This window comes from Microbacterium koreense (genome assembly GCF_042677105.1).
GTDB classification, from domain to species: Bacteria; Actinomycetota; Actinomycetes; order Actinomycetales; family Microbacteriaceae; genus Microbacterium; species Microbacterium koreense.
This window is the reverse complement of sequence record NZ_JBHTIM010000001.1, coordinates 860,956-885,927: the sequence shown is the minus strand read 5'-3', so window position 1 is coordinate 885,927 and position 24,972 is coordinate 860,956. Positions and strand designations below refer to the sequence as shown.

At 67.5% G+C, this 24,972-nt stretch carries 28 protein-coding genes and 1 pseudogene; 12 read left to right on the top strand and 17 right to left on the bottom strand.

Going from position 1 to position 24,972, the window contains the following annotated elements; genetic code table 11:
* Positions 1–45: 45 nt before the first annotated feature.
* Together ACFQZV_RS04045 and ACFQZV_RS04040 are read right to left on the bottom strand one after the other, a co-directional pair.
* Complete coding sequence (locus ACFQZV_RS04045) at positions 46–264, bottom strand: putative acetyltransferase (RefSeq protein ID WP_449288945.1); 219 nt, start codon at positions 262–264, stop codon at positions 46–48.
* Positions 261–1,742 carry an SDR family NAD(P)-dependent oxidoreductase gene (locus tag ACFQZV_RS04040; protein WP_378750610.1) on the bottom strand — a complete coding sequence of 494 codons (1,482 nt, stop codon included), beginning with the start codon at positions 1,740–1,742 and terminating at the stop codon, positions 261–263. The genes ACFQZV_RS04045 and ACFQZV_RS04040 overlap by 4 nt, the downstream gene beginning before the upstream one ends.
* A 34-nt stretch (positions 1,743–1,776) precedes the next feature.
* On the opposite strand from ACFQZV_RS04040, the gene ACFQZV_RS04035 reads away from it, so the two are divergent.
* Entirely contained in the window at positions 1,777–2,169 is a 393-nt protein-coding gene (locus ACFQZV_RS04035) for an NUDIX hydrolase (protein ID WP_378750612.1), read from the top strand.
* A 4-nt stretch (positions 2,170–2,173) separates the two neighbouring features.
* Here ACFQZV_RS04035 and ACFQZV_RS04030 read toward each other — a convergent pair whose 3' ends face one another.
* Together ACFQZV_RS04030 and ACFQZV_RS04025 are read right to left on the bottom strand one after the other, a co-directional pair.
* Positions 2,174–2,380 carry a three-helix bundle dimerization domain-containing protein gene (locus tag ACFQZV_RS04030; RefSeq protein ID WP_378750614.1) on the bottom strand — a complete coding sequence of 69 codons (207 nt, stop codon included), beginning with the start codon at positions 2,378–2,380 and terminating at the stop codon, positions 2,174–2,176.
* Between the two features lie 151 nt (positions 2,381–2,531).
* The gene (locus ACFQZV_RS04025; protein ID WP_378750616.1) at positions 2,532–3,020 is read right to left on the bottom strand and encodes a hypothetical protein; all 489 of its coding nucleotides are present in this window, start codon (positions 3,018–3,020) and stop codon (positions 2,532–2,534) included.
* A gap of 153 nt (positions 3,021–3,173) precedes the next feature.
* On the opposite strand from ACFQZV_RS04025, the gene ACFQZV_RS04020 reads away from it, so the two are divergent.
* From ACFQZV_RS04020 to ACFQZV_RS04005, 4 genes are all read left to right on the top strand, one after another.
* The gene (locus ACFQZV_RS04020; RefSeq protein WP_378750618.1) at positions 3,174–4,373 is read left to right on the top strand and encodes a sensor histidine kinase; all 1,200 of its coding nucleotides are present in this window, start codon (positions 3,174–3,176) and stop codon (positions 4,371–4,373) included.
* Positions 4,370–4,975: a response regulator transcription factor gene (locus ACFQZV_RS04015; RefSeq protein WP_378750620.1), complete on the top strand. Its 606-nt coding sequence runs from the start codon at positions 4,370–4,372 to the stop codon at positions 4,973–4,975. Before ACFQZV_RS04020 ends, ACFQZV_RS04015 begins: the two co-directional genes overlap by 4 nt.
* Before the next feature lie 146 nt (positions 4,976–5,121).
* Entirely contained in the window at positions 5,122–7,296 is a 2,175-nt protein-coding gene (locus ACFQZV_RS04010; RefSeq protein WP_378750622.1) for an adenylate/guanylate cyclase domain-containing protein, read from the top strand.
* Positions 7,293–8,711, top strand: a complete 1,419-nt coding sequence (locus ACFQZV_RS04005; RefSeq protein ID WP_378750624.1) for a mechanosensitive ion channel domain-containing protein — start codon at positions 7,293–7,295, stop codon at positions 8,709–8,711. Before ACFQZV_RS04010 ends, ACFQZV_RS04005 begins: the two co-directional genes overlap by 4 nt.
* A gap of 58 nt (positions 8,712–8,769) precedes the next feature.
* Here the strand turns inward: ACFQZV_RS04005 and ACFQZV_RS04000 are convergent, their stop codons facing one another.
* Entirely contained in the window at positions 8,770–10,398 is a 1,629-nt protein-coding gene (locus ACFQZV_RS04000) for an SPFH domain-containing protein (RefSeq protein WP_378750626.1), read from the bottom strand.
* Positions 10,399–10,605: 207 nt separating this feature from the next.
* On the opposite strand from ACFQZV_RS04000, the gene ACFQZV_RS03995 reads away from it, so the two are divergent.
* The 3 genes from ACFQZV_RS03995 (at position 10,606) to ACFQZV_RS03985 (ending at position 13,617) form a co-directional block, all read left to right on the top strand.
* Positions 10,606–11,109 (top strand): thioredoxin family protein, encoded by a 504-nt coding sequence (locus tag ACFQZV_RS03995; protein WP_378750628.1) that lies wholly within the window; start codon positions 10,606–10,608, stop codon positions 11,107–11,109.
* A gap of 16 nt (positions 11,110–11,125) precedes the next feature.
* Positions 11,126–11,866 (top strand): cytochrome c biogenesis CcdA family protein, encoded by a 741-nt coding sequence (locus tag ACFQZV_RS03990; protein ID WP_378750630.1) that lies wholly within the window; start codon positions 11,126–11,128, stop codon positions 11,864–11,866.
* Positions 11,867–11,931: 65 nt separating this feature from the next.
* Positions 11,932–13,617 carry a DUF389 domain-containing protein gene (locus ACFQZV_RS03985; RefSeq protein ID WP_378750632.1) on the top strand — a complete coding sequence of 562 codons (1,686 nt, stop codon included), beginning with the start codon at positions 11,932–11,934 and terminating at the stop codon, positions 13,615–13,617.
* Between the two features lie 3 nt (positions 13,618–13,620).
* Here the strand turns inward: ACFQZV_RS03985 and ACFQZV_RS03980 are convergent, their stop codons facing one another.
* The 4 genes from ACFQZV_RS03980 to ACFQZV_RS03965 all read right to left on the bottom strand — a co-directional run bounded on the left by ACFQZV_RS03980 (position 13,621) and on the right by ACFQZV_RS03965 (position 17,280).
* Positions 13,621–15,591, bottom strand: coding sequence for a heavy metal translocating P-type ATPase (locus ACFQZV_RS03980; RefSeq protein ID WP_378750634.1), 1,971 nt, complete (start codon positions 15,589–15,591; stop codon positions 13,621–13,623).
* Positions 15,588–15,965, bottom strand: a complete 378-nt coding sequence (gene cmtR, locus ACFQZV_RS03975; protein ID WP_378750636.1) for a Cd(II)/Pb(II)-sensing metalloregulatory transcriptional regulator CmtR — start codon at positions 15,963–15,965, stop codon at positions 15,588–15,590. Before cmtR ends, ACFQZV_RS03980 begins: the two co-directional genes overlap by 4 nt.
* A gap of 49 nt (positions 15,966–16,014) precedes the next feature.
* Entirely contained in the window at positions 16,015–16,185 is a 171-nt protein-coding gene (locus tag ACFQZV_RS03970; RefSeq protein WP_378750638.1) for a DUF2510 domain-containing protein, read from the bottom strand.
* A gap of 75 nt (positions 16,186–16,260) precedes the next feature.
* Positions 16,261–17,280: a GTP-binding protein gene (locus ACFQZV_RS03965; RefSeq protein WP_378750640.1), complete on the bottom strand. Its 1,020-nt coding sequence runs from the start codon at positions 17,278–17,280 to the stop codon at positions 16,261–16,263.
* Between the two features lie 61 nt (positions 17,281–17,341).
* On the opposite strand from ACFQZV_RS03965, the gene ykgO reads away from it, so the two are divergent.
* Entirely contained in the window at positions 17,342–17,464 is a 123-nt protein-coding gene (gene ykgO, locus ACFQZV_RS03960) for a type B 50S ribosomal protein L36 (protein WP_105567245.1), read from the top strand.
* A gap of 71 nt (positions 17,465–17,535) precedes the next feature.
* Here the strand turns inward: ykgO and ACFQZV_RS03955 are convergent, their stop codons facing one another.
* Positions 17,536–17,829, bottom strand: coding sequence for a hypothetical protein (locus ACFQZV_RS03955; protein WP_378750643.1), 294 nt, complete (start codon positions 17,827–17,829; stop codon positions 17,536–17,538).
* 212 nt (positions 17,830–18,041) lie between these two features.
* Here ACFQZV_RS03955 and ACFQZV_RS03950 point away from each other — a divergent pair, with 212 nt between their 5' ends.
* Entirely contained in the window at positions 18,042–18,425 is a 384-nt protein-coding gene (locus ACFQZV_RS03950) for a Fur family transcriptional regulator (protein ID WP_378750645.1), read from the top strand.
* A 4-nt stretch (positions 18,426–18,429) separates the two neighbouring features.
* Here the strand turns inward: ACFQZV_RS03950 and ACFQZV_RS03945 are convergent, their stop codons facing one another.
* The 4 genes from ACFQZV_RS03945 to ACFQZV_RS03930 form a co-directional block, all read right to left on the bottom strand.
* Positions 18,430–19,473 (bottom strand): zinc-binding dehydrogenase, encoded by a 1,044-nt coding sequence (locus tag ACFQZV_RS03945; RefSeq protein WP_378750647.1) that lies wholly within the window; start codon positions 19,471–19,473, stop codon positions 18,430–18,432.
* Between the two features lie 37 nt (positions 19,474–19,510).
* On the bottom strand, positions 19,511–19,813 hold the full coding sequence (locus ACFQZV_RS03940) for an ArsR/SmtB family transcription factor (RefSeq protein WP_378750649.1): 303 nt from the start codon (positions 19,811–19,813) through the stop codon (positions 19,511–19,513).
* Positions 19,814–19,907: 94 nt separating this feature from the next.
* Positions 19,908–20,624: a TIGR00266 family protein gene (locus ACFQZV_RS03935; RefSeq protein WP_378750651.1), complete on the bottom strand. Its 717-nt coding sequence runs from the start codon at positions 20,622–20,624 to the stop codon at positions 19,908–19,910.
* Between the two features lie 53 nt (positions 20,625–20,677).
* Positions 20,678–21,091 (bottom strand): DoxX family protein, encoded by a 414-nt coding sequence (locus ACFQZV_RS03930; RefSeq protein ID WP_378750653.1) that lies wholly within the window; start codon positions 21,089–21,091, stop codon positions 20,678–20,680.
* Between the two features lie 160 nt (positions 21,092–21,251).
* Between ACFQZV_RS03930 and ACFQZV_RS03925 the strand changes: the two genes are divergently transcribed.
* Positions 21,252–21,575: a winged helix-turn-helix transcriptional regulator gene (locus ACFQZV_RS03925; RefSeq protein ID WP_378750655.1), complete on the top strand. Its 324-nt coding sequence runs from the start codon at positions 21,252–21,254 to the stop codon at positions 21,573–21,575.
* A gap of 17 nt (positions 21,576–21,592) precedes the next feature.
* On the opposite strand, the pseudogene ACFQZV_RS03920 reads toward ACFQZV_RS03925, so the two are convergent.
* Positions 21,593–22,045: pseudogene (locus ACFQZV_RS03920) on the bottom strand (formylglycine-generating enzyme family protein); the annotation flags it as partial.
* Positions 22,046–22,530: 485 nt separating this feature from the next.
* Between ACFQZV_RS03920 and ACFQZV_RS03915 the strand changes: the two are divergent.
* Positions 22,531–23,781, top strand: coding sequence for an IS110 family transposase (locus ACFQZV_RS03915; RefSeq protein WP_378750887.1), 1,251 nt, complete (start codon positions 22,531–22,533; stop codon positions 23,779–23,781).
* Here ACFQZV_RS03915 and ACFQZV_RS03910 read toward each other — a convergent pair.
* Together ACFQZV_RS03910 and ACFQZV_RS03905 are read right to left on the bottom strand one after the other, a co-directional pair.
* The gene (locus tag ACFQZV_RS03910) at positions 23,778–24,020 is read right to left on the bottom strand and encodes a PLDc N-terminal domain-containing protein (RefSeq protein WP_378750657.1); all 243 of its coding nucleotides are present in this window, start codon (positions 24,018–24,020) and stop codon (positions 23,778–23,780) included. The two genes, ACFQZV_RS03915 and ACFQZV_RS03910, sit on opposite strands and share 4 nt — an antisense overlap.
* 145 nt (positions 24,021–24,165) lie before the next feature.
* Positions 24,166–24,954, bottom strand: a complete 789-nt coding sequence (locus tag ACFQZV_RS03905) for a glucose 1-dehydrogenase (protein WP_378750659.1) — start codon at positions 24,952–24,954, stop codon at positions 24,166–24,168.
* Between the last annotated feature and the right edge of the window lie 18 nt (positions 24,955–24,972).

Below are 24,972 nucleotides of genomic sequence, written 5' to 3'. Positions count from 1 at the left end.
ACACTGAGTACCGGTACTCGGCAACACCAAGTACCGCGAGGGGGGTCAGCGTCGTGAACGCGGCTTCGGCGGCGGCGGCACTTCCTTCGCGGCGATGATGTCGGACACCGCGATGGTCTCGACGCCGCGCTTGCCATCGACGACGACGGTTTCGGCATCCGCACTCATGAGCGTGCCCAGGGCATCCGTCGCCTGGCCTGTCGGCAACAGATAACGCACGACCACGCGCCGACCGGGTGCGGGCAGCCGACGGGCCGGACTCACCACGCTCCCGGCGAGTAGTCCTTCAAGAAGACGCCGAAGAGGTCTTCGCCGGCCTCGCCACGGACGATCGGGTCGTACACCCGCGCGGCCCCGTCGACGAGGTCCAACGGCGCGTGGAACCCCTCCTCCGCAAGCCGAACTTTGGTCGGGTGCGGGCGCTCGTCGGTGATCCACCCGGTGTCGACACTCGTCATGAGAATGCCGTCGGACTCGAACATCTCCCGCGCGCTCGTGCGGGTGAGCATGTTGACAGCGGCCTTCGCCATGTTGGTGTGCGGATGCCCGGGGCCCTTGTACCCCCGGTTGAACACGCCCTCCATCGCACTGACATTCACGATGTAGGTGCGTTTCGCCGTGGATGCCGCGAGCGACGGCCGTAGCTTCGAGATCAACAGGAACGGCGCCGTCGTGTTGGCCAGTTGCACTTCGAGCATCTCGAGCGGATCGACCTCTTCGACCCGCTGCGTCCACGAGTTGATGTGGTCGAGGTCGGGAATGAGCCCTCCCGCGTCGATGGCGGTGCCCGCTGCGAGACGCTCGAGCGAACTCGAGCCCGCCGCCATCGCCTGCTCGGTCAGCTCGTCGGCGCGCTCGGCGGCACTGGCAAGGATGGGATGCGCGGTGACCGAACGCTCAAGAGCCTGCGGATGCTGATCGTTCGTGTGCCCGAAGGTCACGAGTTCCGGCAGCGGGCCGTCGGGTAGCGGCGCGAGCTCGGCATCGACCAGCGGTTGATACGCGCCCGGCGAGCGCCGCACAGTCTGCGTCGCGTTGTTGATGAGGATGTCGAGGGTTCCGGCTGCGGCAACGTCGTCGGCCAGGCCAAGCACTTGCGCGGGGTCTCGCAGATCGATGCCGACGACCTTGAGTCGATCGATCCACTCCGCAGCATCGGGCAGGCTGCTGAAGCGCCGCACGGCATCACGCGGGAAGCGGGTCGTGATCGTCGTGTGAGCGCCGTCACGCAAGAGCCGCAGCGCGATGTACATGCCGATCTTGGCGCGACCGCCCGTGACCAGGGCCCGTTTGCCGGTGAGGTCGGTGCGCGCCTCACGCTTGGCGTGGCTCATCGCCGCACAGGTCGGACACAGCTGGTGGTAGAACGCGTCCACGAGTGTGTACGGCTGCTTGCAGATGTAGCAGTCGCGGGCCTTCATGAACCTGCCCGCGGTGGGAGCGGTGGTCGACGTCGAGATCGGGATGCCGCGCGTCTCGTCGTCGATGCGATCGGGCGCGCCCGTCGCCGTGGCCGCGACGACGGCTCGGTCGGCCGCGGCGACGGCCGCACGGATCTCGCGACGGCGCTCGCGTTTGACGGCCTTGAACATGCGAGCGGTCGCACGGCGCACCGCGATGAAGTCGGGGTGGGATTCGTCGAGTCCCGCCATGCCGTCGAGAACGCGCAGCGTGGCCTCGAGGTCCGCCGGGTCGATGCCGCTCGGCGGCAGGTCAGACGGTGGGGGCGTATCGCGGGGCACACGAGATTCTAGCGCCGCCTGCTACCGTGCGACGGTGACGACCGATCCCCGCCGCATCCACGTCTCCGCCGCCGTCATCCGCGACGACGTCGAGCGACTGCTGCTCGTCCGAAAACGTGGCACGACGGCGTTCATGCAACCGGGCGGCAAGCCCGAACCGGGAGAGAGCCCCGCCGAGACACTCAGTCGCGAGCTGGGCGAAGAGCTGGGTCTCATCGTCGCGCCGGACGCCCTGCATCCGCTCGGTCGGTTCGAAGCGGATGCCGCGAACGAACCGGGACACCGCGTCGTGGCCGACGTGTTCGTCGCCGACATCACCGGACAATCTCCCGCCGCAGCCGCCGAGATCGAGGAGCTGCGCTGGGTCTCGGCCCTCGATGCGGAGTCGCTCGAGATCGCGCCACTGGCCCGCACGAACCTCCGCTGAACGCTCAGCGCAGAGCGCGCAGCCTGCGGGTGACCCTTCCTTCGATGAGCACCGGCACATAGGCGCGCAAACGCGCGTGATCGTAGTCAGCGAGCTCGTCGGCGAGCAACCCGATGATCTCGTCCTCACTCACGGCCGGGAACCGGTGCGCAAGTCGATCGGCGATGTACACGAGCTCCTCGTACTCGCTCCGCGGGCGCGTCACGCTCATGCCCCAAGTGTGCGCCTGCCCCGGCGATCCGTCCAGAGCTCCGCACGAGCTCCACCGCCCGCCCGCCCCACCCTTCAGCAGTCGCCGTGCATTTGCGACTGCTGAACCCACCGCGGGCGGGGAGGGTCGCCTCGATACGAGGCCCGATGTATCAGCCCAGGAACGAGACTCCGAGGGCTGCCAGCACACCGAACGCCGTACCCCACAGCAGGATGGAAATGGTCTGCCAGAGAATGACGGCATTGCGGTTCGCGCCGAACGACACCATCGCCGCCGACGTGATCTGGCTGGGCAGAATCGTCTGGCCGAGCAAGCTGACACCTGCGACGCCATAGCGGTCGAACGCCCGGCGCAACTTCTGCCGACGCCCGCTCTCTTCGGGCTCGGGTGCCTCGGCGCTTGCACGCCCCGCCATGACCTTGGTCCGCACACCGTGGGCCGACATCACGAAGGCGAGCATCGAGGCGACGTTGCCGATGACGGCCGCGGTGATCGCGACGACGGGAGGAAGCCCGGCGACGACACCGACCACCGATCCGAAGTACGACTCGACGAAGGGGATCGCAGAGATCAGCGCGACCCCCAACCCCTGGATGACCACGGGCAACCCGCTGACGAAGTCGTGGAGTGATTCGAGCATGTTGAGGTCCTCTCGTTAATGCCGCATTGGCGGCGAAGCTGACTCCATCCTTCGCGCCGCCGACGCGCTCCGGCAGTGCCGTTCGGTCACCTCTCGTCAGGCGCTCGCGCACACGCGCCTGATGACAAATGTCACTGGTCTACTGTCGGAGACATGCCCTCAGACCAGACCCGGAGCGTGCGCACGACGTGGCTCTACACGCTGGGGTCGATCGTGTTCTTCGTCGGGTTCTTCTGCGCGCTGTCGGCGCTTCTCCTTCTCGAGACCTACCTCATCGGAGAGGACCCGGTCCTCATCGCCGCAATCGCGGTGCAGGCCGTATGCGCGGTGACTGCGATCCGGTTCTGCTGGTTCCTCCGCGTCGGGCGTGGGGGCGGGTTGCCGCATCCGGGATGGACCATCGCGCTCGTCGTGCCGGCGGGGGCGGCATGGGTGATCGGCCTGTTCGCCGTGCCGATCTCGCCGGCGACGGGTGCTCCCCTCTGGATCGCCGTCTGCCTGATCGCGTGTGTCATGCCTCAGCGGTGGCGCTGGCCCATGATCATCGCGGGAGCGCTCGCGCTCGTCGGGCACCTCTTCGTCGCGGCGTCGATCGCGGGGGTATCCGTCGGCTCCTCCGTCCTCCCCGGATGGTCGAGCTGGGCGGTCATCGCCGCACTACTGCCGTTCATGCTGCTGTCGGGGCTGTGGTGGTGGGAGATCGTCGTCGAACTCGACCGTCACCGCCGCATGGCGGGAGACCTCGCGGTAGCCCAAGAGCGGCTGCGATTCGCCTCCGACCTGCATGACATCCAGGGGCACCATCTGCAGGTGATCTCTCTGAAGGCCGAGCTCGCCGAGCGACTGCTTGCCCGCGATCCCGAGGCCGCGCGCGCCAACATCCATGAGGTGCAGGTCATCGCGCGGGAAGCCCTCGAAGAGACCCGTGCGCTCGTCGCCGGATACCGTCAGGTGACGCTCGACGACGAGCTGGAGAACGCGCGCGAGGTGCTCACCGCATCCGGTGCGCAGTGCCGTCTGCGCACCGATGACCTTCCGGCGGATGCCGCAACCCGCGCGGCGCTGGCTTCGATCGTCCGCGAGGCGACGACGAACATCCTGCGGCACAGCAGCGCGAAGAACGTCGACATCGTGCTGGCCCACGGCGAGAGCGGCTGGACCTTGAGCGTCACGAACGATGGCGTTCACCCGACGGATGCGGCGACTCCGGGGAGCGGCCTCGCGGGCCTGCGTGAACGCCTCTCACCGGTCGGCGGCACGCTCGGTTGCGACGTCAGCGACACCCGATTCACGCTGCGTGCGGCGGTGCCGTCTGCGGCACCGGTGACGACCCTCAGCGGAGCGAACACATGACTCTGCGACTGCTCGTCGCCGACGACGAACATCTCATTCGCGGCGCACTCGTCGCACTTCTCGGACTCGAGCCCGACATCGAAATCGTCGCGGATGTCGACAACGGTCTCGCGGCGGTCGAGGCGGCGAAGGAGCACCGTCCCGATGTGTGTCTGCTCGACCTCGAGATGCCCGGGCTCGACGGTGTCGACGCGGCCGGACGCATTCTCGGCACCGTGTCGACCCGCGTGGTGATCGTGACCCGTCACGCACGCCCCGGTGTGTTGCGGCGCGCACTCGCGTCGAAGGTATCGGGGTTCGTCCCGAAGTCGACGCCCGCCGAAGAGCTTGCGAACGTCATCCGCGATGTCACCGCCGGCAAACGCTACGTCGACCCCGAGATCGCCGCAGCCGCCCTCAGCGCCGAACGATGCCCGCTCACCGACCGCGAACTCGACGTCGTCCGACACAGCCGCTCGACACTCAGCGTGCAGCAGATCGCGGAGCTGTTGCATCTGGCACCCGGTACGGTGCGCAACTATCTCTCCTCCGCCATGACGAAGCTCGGTGCGGTGTCCCGCCACGAGGCCGCCGAACGGGCGTGGGAACAGGGCTGGATCTAGCCTGGCGGCGGATTCGTGACGGATCACACAGCGGATTCCGGCGGGGCGGGCGGTTCCTGCGAAGCTGGAAGGATATGTGACCGACGCGCCTCGCCTCGTCTGGCGATGGCACGCCACCGATGACACGCGACGAGACAGGAGGCGAGATGACTGCCGCCGATGCCGTCGCCGACGGGCCGCCGCGCGCTGAATCCGGGGAAGCGCCCCACCGCCGCACGAAGCGTCGCCGCGCGGGCCTGAGCATTCAGTCGAAGCTGCTCATCATGATGCTCGCGGTCAGCCTCGTGTCGTCCGTGGTGATCGGCGCGATCGGGTTCGTGAGCGGCCGCGACTCGCTGCGTGAGGCCGCGATCGACCAGCTGACCACGATCCGAGAACTGCGCGTCGGCGAGATCGAGAGCGAGATGCGCAGCATCCAGCAAACGGTCGAGTTGAACTCCCGCAACCGCAGCGCCCAGATGCTCTCCGAAGAGCTCAACGCCGCGTGGGACGACCTGCAGACCCGACAGCTCACACCCGCGCAAGAGGCCGAGCTCGAGGCGTATTACGCCGACGTCTTCGTGCCTGAGCTCGAAATCCGCACGGGCGCGCCCTACAGCGACACCGCCTTCATCCCCGAATCCGCCGCAGGCCAATGGCTGCAGTACCACTACACGATCCAGTTCCCCGACTTCGCGACTGCTCTCACGATCGACAACAGCGCCGACGGCACGCCCTTCTCAGCGGCAGCGGGCGAGCACGGCGGCTACGTGTCGCGGCTCGTCGACGAAATCGGCTACGAGGATGTGCTCGTCCTCAATCTCGACGGCGACGTGGTGTTCTCGGCGTACAAGGGCGTCGACCTCGGGACCAACCTCGACGACGGCCCCTACCGCGAATCCCTGTTCGCGGATGCCTACCGCGACGTCGTTGCGTCGAACTCGGTCGAGACCGTCGCCGTCACCGATTTCGAGCGGTGGATCCCCTCGCTCGGCGAGCCGACGATGTGGGTGATGTCGCCGATCGGTGACGACGAGGACATCACCGGAGTTCTGGCCGTCCAGATCGCCGTCGACACGATCGACGCGGTGATGACAGGCGACTTCTCGTGGGCCGAACAGGGGCTGGGTGAAACCGGGGAGGTGTACCTGGCCGGTCCTGACCGGTTGATGCGCAGCACCGCGCGCGGACTCATCGAAGGCCCCGAGCAGTATTTGGCCGACATCGTCGCCAACGACACCGCACAAGCCACGGCCGACCAGATCCGCTCCGCCGGTCACACCGTCCTGCTCCAACCGGTCGAGACCGTGTCGGTGGATGCCGCACTCAGCGGCGCGACGGGCACCAGTGTGTCGGAGTCGTTCAACGGACGCGAAAGTCTCACCGCGTACACCCCGGTAGAGGTTGCCGGGCTCGATTGGGTGGCCGTGGCACACACGCGATCCACCGAGGCATTCGCCCCCGTGAGCGAGTTCACTCGCAACCTCGTCCTGTCGACCCTCGGCATCCTCTTGGCCGTCAGCGTCGCCTCGCTGCTGTTGGCGCAAGTGCTGACGCGTCCGCTGCGCTCGCTCGTCAACGCTGTGCGGCGGGTGTCGGCGGGCGAACTCGACGTGCACGTGCCTGCAGAGTCGCGTGACGAGTTCGGCGATCTCGGGGAAGCTTTCAACGACATGGCCGGAAGCCTGCGCATCAAACAGCAGCTCATCGACCGGCAGCGCACGGAGAACGAGGAGCTCCTGCGCACGCTCATGCCCGACAGCGTGGCCGAGCGCTACCGCCGCGGCGAGGAGACGATCGCCGAGGAGCATGAAGACGTCTCGGTGGTGTTCGGCGAGATCGTCGGCTTCGATGACTTCGCCGCCGGGCTCACCGTCGAAGAAGAGACCGCCGCGCTCAACGCCCTCATGCGCGGGTTCGACGAGGCCGCCGAGCGAGTGGGTGTCGAGAGCGTCCGCACGCTCCGGGGCGGGTATCTCGCGTCGTCGGGGCTCGTGGCGCCCCGTGTCGACAACGTGCGACGCAGCGTCGAGTTCGCTCGCGAGATGCGCATCGTGGTGCAGCGTTTCACCGCCCAGCAGGGCGGCGATCTGTCCCTGCGTGCCGGCGTCGCGACGGGTGCGGTCACGAGCGGGATCGTCGCCCGCACGAACCTTGCCTACGACTTGTGGGGTGAGGCGGTGAACCTCGCCTACCGTGTGCGCGAGGTGACCGGCGAACCCGGCATCTACGTCAGCGACGCCGTGCGCACCCGGCTTCACGGCTCGTACACCTTCGCCGAAGCCGGCACCGTCCACGTCGACGGCACGCCGAGCGCGGTGTGGAGGTTCGACGAGTCGTGATCGACATCGGCGTCGACGCATCGTGGGCGTGGTGGGCGGCGGCCATCGCCGTCGGCATCCCCGTCCTTCTCGTCGTGTTCACGGAAGTCCTCGGCGCGCTGACCCGCCGCAACAGCCCCGCCGCCCGACCGGTCCGCCTGTTGCGCAACTGGGTGATCCCCGTCACGGGCCTGCTCGCCCTCCTCATCTTCGCGCTCAATTCACCGGCCGAGAACGTTGCGGTCCGGGTGGTCGCGACGGTGCTCGGCTTCCTCGTCATCTTGTTGCTGCTCTCGACCTTCAACGTCGCGCTGTTCACCAACGCGCGCGCCGGGTCGTGGCGACGGCGGTTCCCGTCGATCTTCGTCGAGATCGCGCGACTGATCCTCGTCGTGGTGGGTGTCGCCCTCCTGTTCCAGTGGGTGTGGGGCGCCGACGTCGGTGGCCTGATCGCCGCGCTCGGGGTGACGTCGATCATCCTCGGCCTCGCGCTCCAGAACGCCGTGGGCGGGATCATCTCGGGGCTGCTGCTGTTGTTCGAGCAGCCGTTCAAGCTCGGCGACTGGCTCGAGCTCGAAGGTATTCTCAGCACGGTCCGGGGTCGGGTCATCGAGATGAACTGGCGGGCAGTGCACCTCGACACCGGTTCGGGTATCCAGGTCGTCCCGAGTTCTGAACTCTCGACGATGTCCTTCACGAACCGCAGTCGGCCGGCAGGCCCACACGTCGCCACGACGACCGTCATGTTCGCCTCGGGCGACGCTCCGCACGACGTCACCGCCGTGCTCGGGCATGTCGCAGCATCCGTACCGCATCGGGTCGCCGCGCAACCGGCCGACATCACGTATCGGGGCGCAGGCGAGTACCACGTCGGTATCGCGCTCATGAGTCCTGCGGTGGCCGACGAAGCGTTGTCGGCCTTTCACTCACGCCTGTGGTACGCCGCCCGACGCCGCCGTCTGTCCCTCGACGGTGAGGCAGCCGGCGAGATCGACGATGCGATGTTCGACCGCGCGGTGCGACTCGTGGGCGCCGCGCTCGAGATCGACGACGAGGGCCGCGAACTCGTGCGCGCCGACGCCCGCCTCGAACAGTACGGCGCGGGTGAGATCGTCCTCGCCCTCGACGAACTCCCCGACGAGGTGCGTTTCATCATCGACGGCGAGGTCACATTGTCGCTGGCGGATGCCGCACCCTTCACCGTCGTCGAGTCCGGCGACTTCGTCGGTCACGGGGCCCTCACCCGCGAGCCCGCGCGCGAGACCGCGCGCGCGGACGGCGTCGTGACGATACTCACCGTTCCACTCACGGCCGTCGACGAACTGTTGCGCACCCGCCCGGCGCTGGCCACCGAAATCGGCCGGGCGCTGGAGATCAAACGACGCCGCACCGACGCCGCCCTCGCCGACGGCGCGGGCGGGAGCCTCCCAGCCTGACGCCGGATCCGGGGCCGCGCCCGACGGTTCCGCGCCCGCAGACGAACAGCGCTGCGGATCAGTCCTTCGTCGGGTCCTCCGCCGCGGCGGGCGCCGCCCCCTCGGCCGGAGATGTGGCGGCGCGCTTCGGCCCGGCCGCCGCTCCCGTGCCCTCGCCCGACGCGCCCGCATCTGCAATACCGGCGCCGATGCCGCGGCCGACGGCCTGGCCCTGGATGATCGCGGCGAGGTCGAGGCCGGTCGCCGCTTCGACGCTGTCGAAGACAGAGCGCATCGCCTTGGCGGTGTCGCCACCGACGACGCCCGAGGCGCCGTCCTCCCCCGAGGCGCCGATGATCGACACGTTGCCGATCGTCGAGTAGCCCTTGGAGAACTCGGCCATGACCGACGGCAGCACGTCGAGCAGGCGCTGTGAGAGGAATGCCTCCTGGTTCGAGGCGATGGCCTGGGCCTCGGCCTCGAGAGTCTCGGCGCGCGCCTGGCCTTCGGCGCGGATCGCCGCGGCTTCGGCGTCGGCGCGCAGTCGACGCGCGGTCGCCTCGGCATCCGCCAGCGCCCGCAGCGCGCTCGCTTCACCGGCGGCCTTCGCCTCGGCTGCCGACGCTTCACCGGCGGCGCGGGCCTTGTCTGCCTCGGCCTGCTGCTCGGCGATGCGCGTGCGCGCCTCGGCCTGCTTGACCTGCTCGATCGCGGCGGCCTCGGCCGCCCGTTCGCGCGTGTAGAGATCGGCCTGCGCGCGCGTCTCGGACTCGTACCGCTGCGCGTCGGCGACGCGCTTGACGTCGGCATCCAGTTGCGCCTGCCTGTTCTCGGCCTGCTGTTGCAGCACCGCCTGTTCGGCCTGCGCGCGGGCGAGGTTCTCGGCCTGCTCCGCCTCGGCACGCGCACGACCGATGCCGGCATTGGCGTTGGCGGTGTTGGTGTCGAGCGCGGTCTGCTCGACGAGGTTCGCCTCTTGGTTGGTGATGATCTTCTGATTGATCGCACGGTCGGCGTTCGTCTCGGCGATCTCCGCGGCCTGACGCTTGGCCTGGATTTCGGGAGCGCCCAGCGACTGGATGTAGCCGACCTGGTCGGTGATCCCCTTGATCTGGAACGAGTCGAGGATGAGACCCTGCTCGGCAAGCTCGTGGGAGACGTCCGCGGCGATCTGGTCCGAGAACTTCTTGCGCTCGCGCATGAGCTCGACGACCGACAGCGTCGCGACGATGCCGCGCAGGGCACCCTCGAGCTGCTCGGTGGTGAACTGTTCGATGGCGGTGTCCTGCGACGCGAATCGCTCCGCGGCGCGGCGAACGAACAGCGGATCCGAACCGATTTTCACGATCGCCACACCGTCGACGTTGAGGGTGACGTTGTCGAGGGACTGTGCTTCGGCGTTGAGCGACACCTGCCGCGAGCGCAGCGAGATGATCTCGTGACGCTGGGTGATCGGGTTCACGAGCGACTTGCCGTTGACGATCACCGTCACCGGCGACTCGGACATCTCTGAACGGCTGGCCCCGTCGGCCGAGACGACCGTGCTCTGGACCTTCTGCTTGCGGCCTGAGATGACCAGCGCCTCGTCGGCACGAGCGACCTTGATCCAGCTCCGCGCGAACAGCAAGACGATCAGTCCCACGACGATCGCGACGACGACCGCGATTCCGATGATGATCAGGATGCCGACGGCTCCCGCAACTTCCATGCCACTCCCCCTCGGTGAACGGGCGGGCGACGGACGCCACTGCCCGAGTACACCTTGCCAGATGAGGACCCTTGTGGGTCGCTGTTCCGACCGAACGGTGGACAGCACCTGGGTATCCGCTCCGAACGGGCCGGGGCCCTCTCGGGCCGGGGTAGCGTACCGATACACCGGAGCCCGACCGGGAGCCCCTGACGATTGGCCACGACGATGAAAATCGCGAAGACCACGGCAACCGCTGCAGCACTGTCTGCACTGATCTTGCTGGCAGGATGCGCCGGCAACCCCGAGACGATGGAGACGGATGCCGCACCTGCGGCCGCCGCATCCGCGACCCCGGAGCACTCCGAAGACGAGATGGTCGACACCGAATCGGAGGAGTCGGACGCAGACGCCGCCGCGACGACGGCCGGCGCCTACCTCGACTACACCGACGGGGCGATCGAGAGCACGGCAGGGCCGAAAGCGCTGTTCTTCCACGCCACGTGGTGCCCGAACTGTCGGCAGCTCGATGAGGAGTTGGTCGCCGAAGGCGCCCCCGACGGGCTGACGATCTTCAAGGTCGACTACGACGAACGCACCGATCTGCGACAGAAGTACGGCGTGACCCTGCAGACGACGATCGTCTTCGTCGACGACGACGGCAACGAGATCTCGAGCACCGTGCTCTACGAGGACCCTTCGGTGGCGTCGCTCGTGGCAGCGATGCCCTGAGAGCACTGAGACCACCGTGGCGGGAACGCTTCTTCTCAGTCTCGCAGCCGGCATCCTCACCGTCGCCGCTCCCTGCGTCCTACCGCTCCTGCCGGTCGTCGTGGGCGGCTCGATGGTCGGTGACCAAGATGCGCGACGTGCGCGCCTTCGCCCCTATGTGATCGCCATCTCGCTCGCCGTGAGTGTCGTGGTGTTCACCCTTCTGCTGAAGGCGACGACGGCGCTGCTCGGCATCCCTCCGCAGGTGTGGCAGATCATCTCAGGCGCGATCATCATCGTTCTCGGAGTGAACCTGCTTTTTCCGCAGCTGTGGGATCGCGTCTCGGCGGCCGCTGGTCTCGGGTCCAAGAGCAACGCGATGCTCGACAAGTCGATCGCCCGCGGGAGCATCGGCGGCGACATCCTCACCGGCGCCGCGCTCGGGCCGGTGTTCTCGAGTTGCAGCCCCACCTACGCACTCATCGTCGCCACCGTGTTGCCGGTGTCGTTCGCCGAAGGTGTCGTCTACGTCATCGCTTATGCGGTGGGCCTCGGCGGGATGCTCCTGGCCATCGCGCTCCTCGGACGCACCGTCGTGCGCAAGATGGGCTGGCTCGCCGACCCCGAAGGATGGTTCCGTCGCACTATCGGCATCCTGTTCGTCCTCGTCGGGATCGCCGTGATCATCGGCTTCGACAAGCAGTTGCAGACGTGGATCCTCGACTCGGGACTGTACGACCCGATCGAGCGACTCGAGGAGATCCTCGGCACCCCGTGATCTGACCCGTCACCGACGATGCTGCGCCCGCTCTATGCTGGCGACATCCGGAAGGGGACACGATCGTGGCGAGCGACGAGCAGGTCGACGACGAGAACCTGACAGCAAGCACAGCGAGCACCGACGTGCGCGCGCAGGTCCGCCGGATCATCGCCGCCCTCTCCAACACCGTCGCGCTGCGCGGGCTCATCGCCGTCGGCGCCGGCACAGTGATCCTGCTGTTGCCGAACGCGACGACGCGATTGGTGACGGGTCTGGTGATCGCGCTCCTCGCGGCCAGCGCCCTGATGGACCTCTGGTACGCGGTGACGGGTCACCGGTGGTTCGGTCGCCGGATCAGCCGCTGGCTCGCCGCACCTCGCGGCGTCGCGGTGCTCGGGCTCGCCGCGATCATGGGTTTCCTGGCCTATGTCGGTGGGGGCGAGACGACACTCACGATCGCCGTCGGCGTCGTCGGCATCTACATCGGCCTGCGCGGTGTCATCGCGATCATCTCCGCACTGATCAGGCGGCGTGAGCGCGATCCCCTCCCGGGTCTCGCCGGTGGCGCCCTGGCGATCGTCGTCGGCGTGTTGGCCTACCTCGTGCCCGGCTCGATCGTGTCGAGCGTCATCGTCGCCGCAGCGGTCGGGGCGATCGTGCTCGGGCTCATTCTCATCGCCTGGACGCTCCGGCACACCATCGAGCGGTCACACCTCGACCCGGCGACGGCGACCCTCCCCCAGGTCTTGTGGAACTGGATCGAAGCCTCGGACGTCGGGCGCAAGACCCGCGCGGAGCAGGCATCCGGTCTGTACTTCGAGAACCCCGAGAAGCTCACGAAACTGGGCACCTGGTGGGTGATGCTCGTGCTCTCGGTGGCGATCGCCACCTTCGCCGTCTTGGCGGATTCGACCGCGGTGATCATCGGGGCCATGCTCGTCGCCCCGCTCATGACCCCGATCCTGGGTCTTGCGGGGGCGCTGGTGAACGGATGGGGCAGACGGGCGTTCCACAGCGGAGGTCTCGTTCTCGCCGGCGCGGTCGTCGCCATCGTGCTCGCGTACGGCATCACCGCCTGGGCTCCGGTGGCGATCTCGTTCTCGACGAATGCGCAGATCGTCTCGCGGGTCAACCCGAACACGATCGACATGCTGATCGCGATCGCCGCCGGTGCTGCGGGCGCGTTCGCGACGGTGAACGCCCGTGTCGCCAGCGGAATCGCGGGTGTGGCCATCGCGGTCGCGCTCGTTCCGCCGCTCGCGGTGGTCGGGGTGAGCCTCAACGGCGGCCGCTTCGACGACGCCGCCGGCGCGACGCTCCTGTTTCTCACCAACTTCGTCGCGATCGTCCTCTCCGCCGCAGCGGTCTTCGTGCTCACCGGCTTCGCCCGGCCCTTCGCGCTGCGAAACCGACCCCGGCAACTGCTGAAGACGGTCACCCCGTTTCTCGTGCTGGCCGGCATCATCCTCTTGCCCCTCATGACCGCATCCGAGGGCCAACTGCAGTCGCAGAGTCGTGAACGCGACGTACAGAACACGGTCGAGGATTGGCTGGGAGACGACACCGAGTTCATCATCACCTCGGTCTCCGTCGACGGATCGACGATCGACGTGACGATCACCGGCCCCGGCGATCCCCCGGCTCCCGCCGCATTGCACGACGCGCTGCAGGAGTCCGTCGGCGACTCTGTCACCCTCGATCTCACCGTCGCACCCGTCGTCGTCACGGTCATCCCCGCCGACGGTGACGACGACCCCAACGGCCCCTGAGCGTCAGACGCGCGGCAGCAGGCGATTCCCGTTCGGCTCGGCAGATGCCGGCGCGGCGTCGATCCGGCGCAGGGAGGCGGGACGGCGCGCGGCGCGCACGCCGTTGAGGATCACGACCACCTCGGCGACCTCGTGCACGAGCACGACGGCGGCAAGACCCAAGACGCCGAACAGCGCGAGGGGGAACAGCGCCGCGATGATCAGCAGCGCGAGTGCGATGTTCGCGGTCATGATGCGGCGACCTCGGCGTGCGTGCGCGAGCGCAAGAGGAAGCAGTCGCAGGTCGTGGCCGGTGAACGTGACGTCGGCAGACTCGACCGCCACCGCGGCGCCGCTCACCCCCATCGCGATGCCCACGGTCGCCGACGCGAGCGCGGGTGCGTCGTTGATGCCGTCGCCGACCATCGCGGTCGGTGCGTCAGACCTGAACCCATCGATCGCGTCGGCCTTGTCGGCGGGTGACTGCTCGGCACGCACCTCGTCGATTCCCGCTTCCCGAGCGATCGCGTGGGCGGTGCGGGGGTTGTCGCCGGTGAGCATGATCGTGCGGATGCCCTGAGCACCGAGCATCCGCACGGCTTCGGCGGCTTCGGGGCGCAGTTCGTCCCGGATGCCGATGAGCCCAGCGGGTGAGCCGTCGATGTCGACGGCGACGACGGTCTGGCCGCTCGCGGCCATCGCTTCTCCGTCACCCGCGAGTGCGCCCGATTCGAGCCACCGAGTGTTTCCCACTCGCACCGCGCGGCCCTCGACACGGCCGGAGACACCGAGGCCCGGCTGCTCGGACACGTGCGTCGCCGCGGGGATCGCGGTCGCCGCGGCCACGATCGCGGCCGCCAGAGGATGGCTGCTCGCCGTCTCGAGCGCCGCCGCGTACGAGACGACGTCCTCGCGGGTGACGCCGGACGCGGTCACCACCTCGACGACGACGGGTTCGTTGCGCGTGAGGGTTCCGGTCTTGTCGAACGCAACCGTGCGAATGGCGCCCATCTGCTCGAACGCAACCCCCGACGTGATCACGACACCGAAGCGTGACGCCGCGCCGATCGCACTGATGACGGTCACCGGCACGGCGATCGCGAGTGCGCACGGTGAGGCGGCGACCAGCACGACGAGCGCGCGCTCGGTCCAGGTCTGCGGGTCACCGATGATCACCCCGAACAGCGCGACGAGTGCCGCGACGATCAGGACGGCGGGCACCAGGGGACGCGCGATGCGGTCGGCGATCCGCGCGCGTTGACCCTTGCGCGCCTGAGCCCCTTCGACGAGCGCGACGATCTGTGTGAGGGAGTTGTCGCGCCCGTCGTGGGTGGCGTCGATGCGCAACGTTCCCGAACCGTTGATCGCCCCCGCCGGTACGGTATCGCCGGGCGCGACGTCGACGGGGATCGATTCGCCGGTGACGGCGGAGGTGTCGACGCTCGAGTGGCCCGAAATGACGATGCCGTCCGTCGCCACCCGTTCGCCCGCCCCGATGGTGAGAACGTCGCCGATCCGCACCTCGGCGGCGGGAATGGTCACATCTCCCGTCGATCGCGAGACACGTGCGGTCGCGGGTATCAGCGTCAGGAGGGCTCGCAGCCCCTCCCGGGCACGGTCCATCGCGCGGTCTTCGAGCGTCTCGGCGAGCGAGAAGAGGAAGGCCAGTGCCGCTGCTTCACCCACATGCCCGAGCAGGACCGCACCGACGGCGGCGATCGTCATGAGAAGCCCGACGCCCAGGCGGCCCCGCACCAGTGCGCGGATCGCGCCGGGCACGAACGTCCACGCGCCGGCGAGCAGCGAAGCTCCGAGCACCCAGACCGCGATCGCTTCCGCTCCGGTCACTTCCGCGACGGTTCCTGCAGCCAGGAAGATGCCCGAGGTGACCGACGGGATCAGCGCAGGGTCACGCCACCAGGGCGGGCGGACGCGAACCGAGTCCGCGTCGTCCGACGACGCCGGTGGCGGAGGGGCGCAGCACTCCTCGCTCACCGAGCAGCCTCGGGCAGGGCGTCGGCGGCGGGCACGCAGCATCCTTCGACCGTGCAGTGTTCTTCGGCGCACGTAGCGTCGTCGTCGAAGGCGATGACCGCGTCGACCAGAACCGTGATGGCGCGGGTCAGATGCGCATCGGCGATCTCGTACCGGGTCTGACGCCCCTCGGGCAGAGCGACGACGATCCCGCACCCACGCAGGCATGCGAGGTGATTGGAGACGTTCGTTCTCGTGAGGCTGAGAGTCTCAGCCAGCTGTGCGGGATAGCCCGGCCCAGAGAGCAGTTCGAGCAGAATGCGAGCGCGCGTGGCATCGGACATCGCCCGGCCGAGTCGTGTCATGACGTCGACGCGGGTTCCAATAGTCAGCATACGCTGACTATACAGCCCTCACTGACCTATTCCGATCGCTCGACGGCGCTCAGCAGGCGCAGCTACACCCGCCAGGCTTCTTGCGGGGGGTCGACACCTCACGGACGACCTGCGTCCACGCCGTTCCGTCGAACCAGCGCTGCATCCCCGTCCCGTGCGGGTCGTCGTACCACCCGGCCGGTTCGCGAGACTCGACCTTCATGAATGATGAACCGTTCACGTCACTTCTCCCTTTCTTCTCGCAGGAGACCAAGCCCCTGGGAATACCTACACGCGCAGCGCGGATACGCCGGCGTCAATCTGCACGATCCGGAGCGACGACCCACGCGGGGAACGGGTCGGGGAACGTCGCCCATGCCGTCGGACCCGCGTCGAGTTCCGCAGGGGTCAGCGATGCTTCACCGAGTGCGTTGCCGAGGGCTTCGATGTCGAGATCGAACCCGAAGAACGCGAGATCCTGACCCACGGCGAGCACGCCGGCCTCGGAGGCGAAGGGGGTTTCGAGCGACATCGGGTGCAGGGTGAACATCCCCCCGACATGCTCCCAATGCGCGACGGCATAGGGGCGTGTAACGAGTCGACAGAACCCGACCGACCGGACGACAGTGCCGAACTCGCCCACCTCGATGCGGTCGAGGAGCTTTCGAAGGCGGCCTGGATGAAAGGGGCGGGGCTCTTCGTACCGATAGACGCGGACGCGGCCGTCGATCATGTGAGGATCGTGGTCGCCGTTGAGCGCGCATACCCATCCAGCACGGTCCTGACCGGCTCCATACACCTCTCCCCGTTCGACGGGGATCCCGCCCACACGATGCAGCCACAGTCGCGCACGCGGGCTAAGGCTGCTGAGCAACGCCATGAGCATCGCGAGAGGCCGGGTCTCGACGTTCGCCCAGTTGACAAGGACGATCACCGACGCGTATTCGATCTGCTTCACGATCAGTTCGGCACGAGCGATCAGGATCGCGGCGACGCCGCTGTGATCATCACGGATCGAGAGGTAGTCCTCGCGCTGAAGATCATCGAGGATGTGCGATGCGTCGACGACACACACAAGAGCGCGGAGGTTCGTGCGCGCCTCCGCCTCGGTGAAAGCACCGATGGCCTCGGTGACGAGGGTCTCATCCGGGAGCTCGACGACCGCGCCGGTGGTCCAAGAGGAGAGGACGGCCGCTTCGTGGCAGGGATCCGGCGATCCTTCGAGTCGGGATGCGGGAAGCAGCTCCGCGCTCATCGAAGCCGCCAGCCGAGCCGCGAATCGGCGTCGCTCCGGACCGCACGCACCAACGACGGCGACGACGTCGACTGCTTCCATACCTGCGCCTCCACACGATGAGTATTATCTATTGATAACCGTTCTCATCAAAGGAGTCAAAGTGAAAGTGCGCGCCTCGATCAAGTCGCTCAAGAATCAGCCGGGCGCGCAGGTCGTCCGCCGCCGAGGACGCGTCTACGTCATCAACAAGCAGAATCCGCGCTTCAAGGGACGCCAGGGCTGAAACCGACCCTCGACGAAGAGGGAGCGGGTGCGCCGACGACTCGGCACACCCGCTCCCTGTCCGTCTCGAGGTCAGTGCTCGTCGTAGTGATCCTCGTGTGCGGCGTGCTTGTGTCCGTCGTGCACGTAGTCGACGTGGTCGCCGTGCTGAACAGCCTCGTGGCCGCAGTCGTCGCCGTGGGCGTGCTCTGCGGCAGTGTGCTCGGCGACAGCCTGGTGGTCGTCGTAGTGGTCGCCGTGCTGCGCATGCTTGTGCCCGTCGTGCACGTAGTCGACGTGGTCGCCGTGCTGCACGGCCTCGTGGCCGCAGTCGCCGCCGTGCGTGTGCTCGGTGAGGGTGTGGTGCGCGTGGACGTCAGTGCTCATGGAGTGCCTGACCTTTCGTTGTCGATCACCCGGAGGGTGATGGTGGTCTTCGCGACGCGGACCCTTGGGCCCGCCGTCTCCACCCCAGGACACCACACATATAAGTCCATTGCAATATTTGCATGCAGTTGAGAGTGATTGTCACTTCGTTCCGCCCGCCGTTCTGAGAATCATTTTCATCTGGCGGTAGATTGGCGCAGAGGGGATAGACAATGAGCACACAGCGGGTGACCGCGAAACGCGGCATCGTTCAGGATGCGCTTCACCGTGCCGACGGCTTCGTCTCGGCGGCGCGCGTGCACGACCTCATCACCACGGCAGGCACGCGGATCGGCCTGGCCACTGTCTACCGCCAGCTCAACGCGCTCGCCGAGACCGGCGAAGCCGACACGGTGGCGCACCCAAGCGGCCAGCTTTTTCGCGCGTGCACGGCTCCGGGAGAGCACCATCATCACCTGATCTGTGAGGACTGCGGAACCGCTGCAGATGTCGAACCGCCCGACGAGTCGTGGATCGACCAGACCGCGGCAGACCACGGTTTCGTCGTGACCCGCCACGTCATGGAGGTCTACGGCGTCTGCGCCGCCTGCCGGTGAGCGCTCAGTCTCGGTGGGGGTGTAGCACGATCTTGCCGACGTGAGCCCGCTGCTCGAGGGCGATCTGCGCCGCCGCCGCGTCACGCAGCGGATAGGTCGCCGCGATCACCGGACGCACCTCACCCGAGCGCGCCAGGTCCATCAGAGCGGCGAAGTGTGCGGGCGTGTTCATGGTCGAGCCGATGAGCCGGATGTTGCGTAGGTAGAGATCCCGCACGTCGAGCGTGATCTGATACCCGCTGAGAGCTCCGGCGACAGCCCATCTCCCGCCGTCTCGCAGGAGCGCCAATCCGTCCTCAAGGAACGAGCCCGCCACGACGTCCAGTCCGACATCGACACCGTCGGGTACGCGCTCGGCGATCCCTCCGGATGCCGTGCGGTCGATGACGACATCCGCACCGGCCGAGCGCACCGCATCCGTCTTGCCCGCACTGCTCACGGCGACGACTCGCGCGCCCCGCGCGTGCGCCAACTGCACGGCGGCGAGACCGACACCGCCGGAGGCACCCGAGATCAACGCGGTCTCACCCGCACGCAAGCCGGCGCGCTCGATCATGCCGAATGCCGTGCCGTAGGCGATCGGGAGGGCAGCGAGTTCGTCGAGCGACAGCGGCGACGACGTCATGTCGTGCACCCGTTCGACGGGCGCCGTGACGTATTGGGCGTAGGCGCCGTCGCGTTCGCTGCCCATGATGACGAACGGGAGGGCCTCCGCCGAGTCCCCGTCGTAGGTCGACGGATCGATCACGACGCTCCGCCCCACCAGAGCTGCGTCGACACCGGAGCCACAAGCGACGATGCGGCCCGCGGCGTCCGCGCCTGGGATACGAGGAAAGTCGATGGACCCACGCCATCCGGACGGTGGACCGGGAGCACCGTACGCGCCCTCGCGCGTCCAGACGTCGGTGTTGTTGAGCGCGGCCGCCTCGACGCGCACGAGCACCTCACCGGGGCCGGGGGTCGGAGTGTCGACCTCGGCGAGCTCGAGGACGTCCGGCCCACCGTGGCGCGTGAGGAGTGCCGCCTTCATTCGTGGGGGGACCTTCATGTCGGGGCTCCGTCGAGAGCACGCTGACCGGTGACCATCAGTGCGCCGAGTCGTCCGGTTCGTGCACGTGCTCCAGTGCGTCGCCGATCACGTGCGAGACATGATGGTCGGCGACCTCGTAGATGGACTCTTTGCCGCTGCGGGTCACCGAGACAAGTCCCGCGTGCCGCAGAGTGCGCAAGTGCTGTGAAACGAGGGGCTGTGACAGACCCGCGGCTTCCGCCAGAGCGCCGACCGTTCGCGGTGACTGCTCCAACAGTCGCAGCAGACGCAGGCGCGACTGGTTGCCGAGCACCTTGAACAGCTCGGCAGCGGCGGCCAGTCCGTCGTCCGTCGTCATCCGCCCAGTTCACCACATATCAGCGAACGGTTATACGTGAGGCCGCTCATTCGCTCACGCGTCGATAGCGGTGCGGCCGCCGCTATGCGAGGCGTCAGTTGTCGTTCGACGACGAGGACGACTTGTCGGGCAGATACGGCTCGATGGAGGCGGCGAGCTTCGCGGGCGTCATCGACTGCAACCACACGTGCCCGGGCCCGTGCAGGTGCGCGAGGAACATCGAGTCACCGAAGAGCTTGTTCTTGATGCCCTTGATGCTCGCGAACTCGAGTTCCATGGTGCTGTCGAAGAGGGCGAGGTGACCGGGGTGGATGAGCAGCGACTGCCCGGCCTGAAGCTCGTACTCCACGATCTCACCCGCGAGCTGCACCCATGCCGTGCCGTTGCCGGTGAGCTTCTGGAACACCACACCCGCGCCGCCGAAGATTCCGGCACCAAGCTTCTTCTGCACTCCGACCGATACCTCGACGTCGGGTGTGCTGACCATGTACGAGCCCGACTGCACCATGTACTCGTCGGCAGAGTCGATCGCGAGTTCGCGAATGGTTCCAGGAAGCTGCGCGGCGAAGGCGACGAACCCGCCGCTCGACGACGCCGTGTATTGGGTGAGGAACAACTGGCCGCCGCCGACCATCCGCTTGAGGCCGCTCATGAAGCCACCTTTGCCGCGGGATCCGAACCCGGTCGACGTCTCCATCTCGAGGCCCGGGGTCAGCCAGGCGACATCGCCGCCCTCGGCGATGATCCGCTCACCTGCCTCGAGCGTGATTTCGAGCACGGGCATGGTCGTACCGGCGATTTTCGTCTGCATGCCGCCAACCTAGCGGGCACGGCCTGTCGGCCGACAGGCCGCGGAGCCGCCGATCAGGCGACGACGAGGAATCCGAGCACCGCACTCGCGACGGTGAGGATCAGCAGAACCGTCGACGACGTCGCCGCTTCCTTTCGGCGGATGTGCACGACGATCGCACCGACCATCGCGATGGCAAGGCCGACGCTTGCCAGCGGCGTGAGCACCGGCGCGATACCGGTGAGAAGCGGAACGATCAGACCGATCGCGCCCAGGATTTCGACGGCTCCGATGAGCTTGACGACTGGCTCGCTGAAGTCTGTGGCCCACCCCATCCCCGAATCGATGAGGGTCGCTCTAGGGCGGAAGAGCTTGGTGGCGCCGGCGGCGATGAAGACGAGGGCAAGAAGTCCGTTGAGGATCCACAGCGCGATGAGCATGTCGACCTTTCGATGATTCGGCAACGCGGAGAACGCTCCAGGCTGCATTGGTTACTCTTAGTGCGTGACCACATCATCTGTTATCGATCCGTCGGATACAAAAGGCACACCGGTGTTAGCGTGCAACCTCGATGTACCTACGGGCGATGATTCCGGCGCACCCTCGGGATGCGCCGAAGCCTCGGTAGATGGCAGAGCGATCCGGGAAGTGCTCGACCGGATCGGAGACAAGTGGTCGCTTCTGATCATCGCGGAGCTCCGAACGGGCAAGCGCCGCTTCTCGTCACTTCGCGAGTCCGTGCCGGGCATCTCTCAACGGATGCTGACGCTCACGCTCCGTCATCTGGAACGCGACGGACTCGCGACCCGCACGGTGTACGCCGAAGTGCCACCGCGGGTCGAATACGAACTCACCGACGTCGGGCGCACGCTCATCGAGCCGGCCACCGCGTTGGCGCGGTGGGCGCTCGCGCATCGCCCGGCCATCGACGCCGCGCGGCGCCGCTACGACGCCGCGCTCGCGCGAGACTGACCGAGCATCCCGCCGCGTCAGAGCGCGACGGTGCGAAACCCGGCGTTGTTCATAGACGAGTCGGGGGTGTTCTGCGAACGCGCCGAATTGCGGTAGCGGTTGGAGTACGACGAATGGCGGAGGTAGCTTCCGCCTCGCAGCACGCGTACCTGTCCCGAGTCAGGGCCGGTGGGGGCGACCGCCAGCGCCTCCGTGTAGTACCGAGGCGAGTACCAGTCCTGACACCATTTTCAGACGTTGCCCACCGGCTGCCACAGGCCGTAGCCATTGGGGGCGAAGCTGCGCACCGGAGCGGTGGTGAGCCATCCGTCCTCGAGCGTGTTCGTCCGAGGAAACACGCCCTGCCAGATGTTCGCGCGCCACCCGCCGGCGTCGACCTCGTCGTCGCCCCACGGATACTTGGCCTGATCCAACCCACCGCGTGCCGCGTACTCCCACTCAGCCTCCGTGGGAAGGCGCCGCCACTCGCATTGCGGTCGCCCGACGAGTCCCCCATCACGAACGTTCCCGCCGGGATCGCCGCCTGCTCGATGAGATGTCGGCCCGGTGTCGCAGTATCGGCGTCGCTCCGAGTAGGCGCCGCCGCCCCGAGGGCGACGAACTGCTCCCGCGGGGGCGCACCGCCTCCGCACGTGCATCCGTCGTCATCGCCTGTCGTCATGGATTCCTCTTCGCCGCGCGTAACGGTCCCGCAGTTGCCAACCTCCCCCCCGTTACTTTCTTCGTGACCGCCTCAGCGAGCATGCTGGGCGGTGGCAGCCTGCCGGGCTCGGCATGATTGGTCCCCCCTGTCCTCGATGATCCGGGGGGTGTTGTCACCGAGCCTGGTTGGCGGTGGGTGATCGCTGATAGGGGCCAGGCCCGAGCACGCTCGAGGTCGTTCGTAACGTGGATGCCGAGACACACCGCCGCACGCTGTCAACGATGAGCGAACGGAGCAGCAGTGGTCACCCAGATCGACAGATACGACCAGATCGACGTCTTCATCGGTCTCGATGTCGGCAAGGGCGAACACCACGCCGTCGCTCTGGACCGGAGCGGCAGGAAGCTCTATGACCGGCCGCTCCCCAACGATGAGCGACGGCTACGCGCTGTGCTGACCGAGCTTCAGCAGCACGGCAACGTGCTGCTGATCGTGGACCAGCCAGCCACGATCGGCGCGTTGCCTGTCGCAGTTGCGCAGGCGAGCGGAGCAATAGTCGGCTACTTGCCTGGGCTGGCGATGCGCCGCATCGCCGACCTGCACCCGGGCGAGGCCAAGACCGACGCGCGGGACGCGGCGATCATCGCCGAGACGGCCCGCACGATGCCGCACACGCTCCGTTCGATCCAAGTGACGGACGAGCAAGTCGCTGAGCTCACGATGCTCTGCGGCTTCGACGATGACCTCGCCGCGCAGATCACCCAGGTCGGCAACCGCATCCGAGGACTGCTCACTCAGATCCACCCGGCGCTGGAACGCGTGATCGGGCCGCGGCTGGATCACCCCGCGATCCTCGACCTACTGCAGCGCTGGCCGTCTCCGGTCGAGCTGCGCGCGGCGGGCGAGAAACGGATCGCTGCACGAATGCTCAAGCTCGCGCCCCGCAAGGGGCACGACTGGGCGCACGAGGTCATTGAGGCGCTCGGAGAGCAGACCGTCGTGGTCACCGGCACCAACGCCGCCGCGCTGGTACTCCCACGCCTGGCGGCGCAGCTGGCGACCTTGCGGAAGCAACGTGACGACGTCGCGGCGGAGGTCGAAAGGCTGGTCGACGCTCACCCTCTTCAGCCCGTCCTGACGAGCATGCCCGGAGTCGGCGTCAGGACCGCAGCTAGACTCCTCACCGAAGTCGCCGGCAAACACTTCCCCACCGCCGGGCACCTCGCCGCCTACGCCGGCCTCGCCCCGGTCACTCGACGATCCGGCACATCGATCCGCGGCGAATACTCCTCCCGACGCGGGAACAAGGTCCTGAAGAACGCGATGTTCCTCTCCGCGTTCGCCGCGCTCCGACACCCCGAATCCCGCGCCTACTACGACCGCAAGATCAGCCAGGGCAAACGCCACAACCAGGCACTCCTCGCCCTCGCCCGACGTCGTTCAGATGTCCTGTTCGCCATGCTCCGCGACGGCACCCTCTACCAGCCGAGGGATGATCTTTCAGCCGTCGTGGAGGCGGCCCGAACAGCGAACGTTGGGGGGCCGGGGAACCAGCGAGGCTAAGACTCGTCGCTGATCACCAGTGAAGCTGTTCGGCGCCCCACTGCCATCCAAGCAATCGAGCCGAGCACCGGCACGAACAGAACAACAAGAACCCAAATCAACGCCTGCACTGACGTGAGCCGCTTGGCCGAACGCGCGAGCGAGATCAAAGCAACGATGGTGAGGGCGATGACGGCCGCGGCGACAACAGACCACGCGATGTCATACCCCGCGGGAATCAACGGATTGTGCTCGTCCATGCTCCCGAGCCTACCGACGAGGCGTCCGGCGGCGCCCCCCACATCGTCCCAGAAGGTTGACGAACGACATAGGGGCACCCCCCCCCGTGGGGAGACACGACAGCGGGGCCCGCCCTCCGGCGAGCCCCGCTTCAACCTCGTGGCGTCAGTACTTCGCCGACTGGCCGCCGTCGATAGGAATCACCGCCGCGTTGATGTAGGTCGCGTCATCCGAGAGAAGGAACGCGACGACCGACGCGATCTCGTGCGGCTCGCCGAACCGCTTCGTGGGGTTGCCCTGCACGAACTGCTGGGCCGCGCCCCGAGGATCGTCGGCGCTGAGCTGCTTCATCGATCCCTCGACCATCGGCGTCCAGATGGCCCCGGGAGCGATCGCGTTGACCCGTATGCCCATCTCGGCGTACTCGACACCCGAATTACGGGTAAGCCCGACGACACCGTGCTTGGCTGCGGCGTAGCCGGACTGGTTGCCGACGCCGCGAATGCCCCCGACACTCGCCGTGTTGACGATCGAGCCACCGTCGCCCTGCGCGTTCATGACCGCGAGCACCTTCTCCATACCGAGGAAGACGCCGCGCAGGTTGATGGCCACGACCTTGTCGAACTCGTCAGCGGTGAAGTTCTCGGTGAGGTTCTGCTTTCCCTCGATGCCGGCGTTGTTGAAGAAGCCGTCGATCCGTCCGAACACCGACACGGTCTCATCGACGTATCGCTGCACGTCGGCCTCGCTCGACACGTCCGCGGTCACGGTGATGACCTCCGCATCCGGCGCCTGTTCGCGGATCTCGGCGACGGTTGCGTCGAGGCCTTCCTGCGAGATGTCGACGAGTGCCAGCTTCGCGCCTTCGGTCGCGAGACGGACCGCGCTCGCACGTCCGAGCCCGGACCCGCCGCCCGTGATGATGATCGACTTGCCAGCGAATCGCGTGGTCATGAGTACCTCCAAAGTCTC

Bases quoted from the DNA above. Each gene is read 5' to 3' on its own strand.
- ACFQZV_RS03940 (WP_378750649.1), bottom strand. From the start codon at position 19,813: ATGACGACGGACGACGGACTGGCCGCCGCTGCCGAGCTGTTCAAGGTG.
- ACFQZV_RS04010 (WP_378750622.1), top strand. From the start codon at position 5,122: ATGACTGCCGCCGATGCCGTCGCCGACGGGCCGCCGCGCGCTGAATCC.
- ACFQZV_RS04015 (WP_378750620.1), top strand. From the start codon at position 4,370: ATGACTCTGCGACTGCTCGTCGCCGACGACGAACATCTCATTCGCGGC.
- ACFQZV_RS03905 (WP_378750659.1), bottom strand. From the start codon at position 24,954: ATGACCACGCGATTCGCTGGCAAGTCGATCATCATCACGGGCGGCGGG.
- ACFQZV_RS03935 (WP_378750651.1), bottom strand. From the start codon at position 20,624: ATGCAGACGAAAATCGCCGGTACGACCATGCCCGTGCTCGAAATCACG.
- ACFQZV_RS04030 (WP_378750614.1), bottom strand. From the start codon at position 2,380: ATGAGCGTGACGCGCCCGCGGAGCGAGTACGAGGAGCTCGTGTACATC.
- ACFQZV_RS04025 (WP_378750616.1), bottom strand. From the start codon at position 3,020: ATGCTCGAATCACTCCACGACTTCGTCAGCGGGTTGCCCGTGGTCATC.
- ACFQZV_RS03930 (WP_378750653.1), bottom strand. From the start codon at position 21,091: ATGCAGCCTGGAGCGTTCTCCGCGTTGCCGAATCATCGAAAGGTCGAC.
- ACFQZV_RS03955 (WP_378750643.1), bottom strand. From the start codon at position 17,829: ATGAGCACTGACGTCCACGCGCACCACACCCTCACCGAGCACACGCAC.
- ACFQZV_RS03950 (WP_378750645.1), top strand. From the start codon at position 18,042: ATGAGCACACAGCGGGTGACCGCGAAACGCGGCATCGTTCAGGATGCG.
- ACFQZV_RS03945 (WP_378750647.1), bottom strand. From the start codon at position 19,473: ATGAAGGTCCCCCCACGAATGAAGGCGGCACTCCTCACGCGCCACGGT.
- ACFQZV_RS03995 (WP_378750628.1), top strand. From the start codon at position 10,606: ATGAAAATCGCGAAGACCACGGCAACCGCTGCAGCACTGTCTGCACTG.
- ACFQZV_RS03965 (WP_378750640.1), bottom strand. From the start codon at position 17,280: ATGGAAGCAGTCGACGTCGTCGCCGTCGTTGGTGCGTGCGGTCCGGAG.
- ACFQZV_RS04000 (WP_378750626.1), bottom strand. From the start codon at position 10,398: ATGGAAGTTGCGGGAGCCGTCGGCATCCTGATCATCATCGGAATCGCG.
- cmtR (WP_378750636.1), bottom strand. From the start codon at position 15,965: ATGCTGACTATTGGAACCCGCGTCGACGTCATGACACGACTCGGCCGG.
- ACFQZV_RS04020 (WP_378750618.1), top strand. From the start codon at position 3,174: ATGCCCTCAGACCAGACCCGGAGCGTGCGCACGACGTGGCTCTACACG.
- ACFQZV_RS03910 (WP_378750657.1), bottom strand. From the start codon at position 24,020: ATGGACGAGCACAATCCGTTGATTCCCGCGGGGTATGACATCGCGTGG.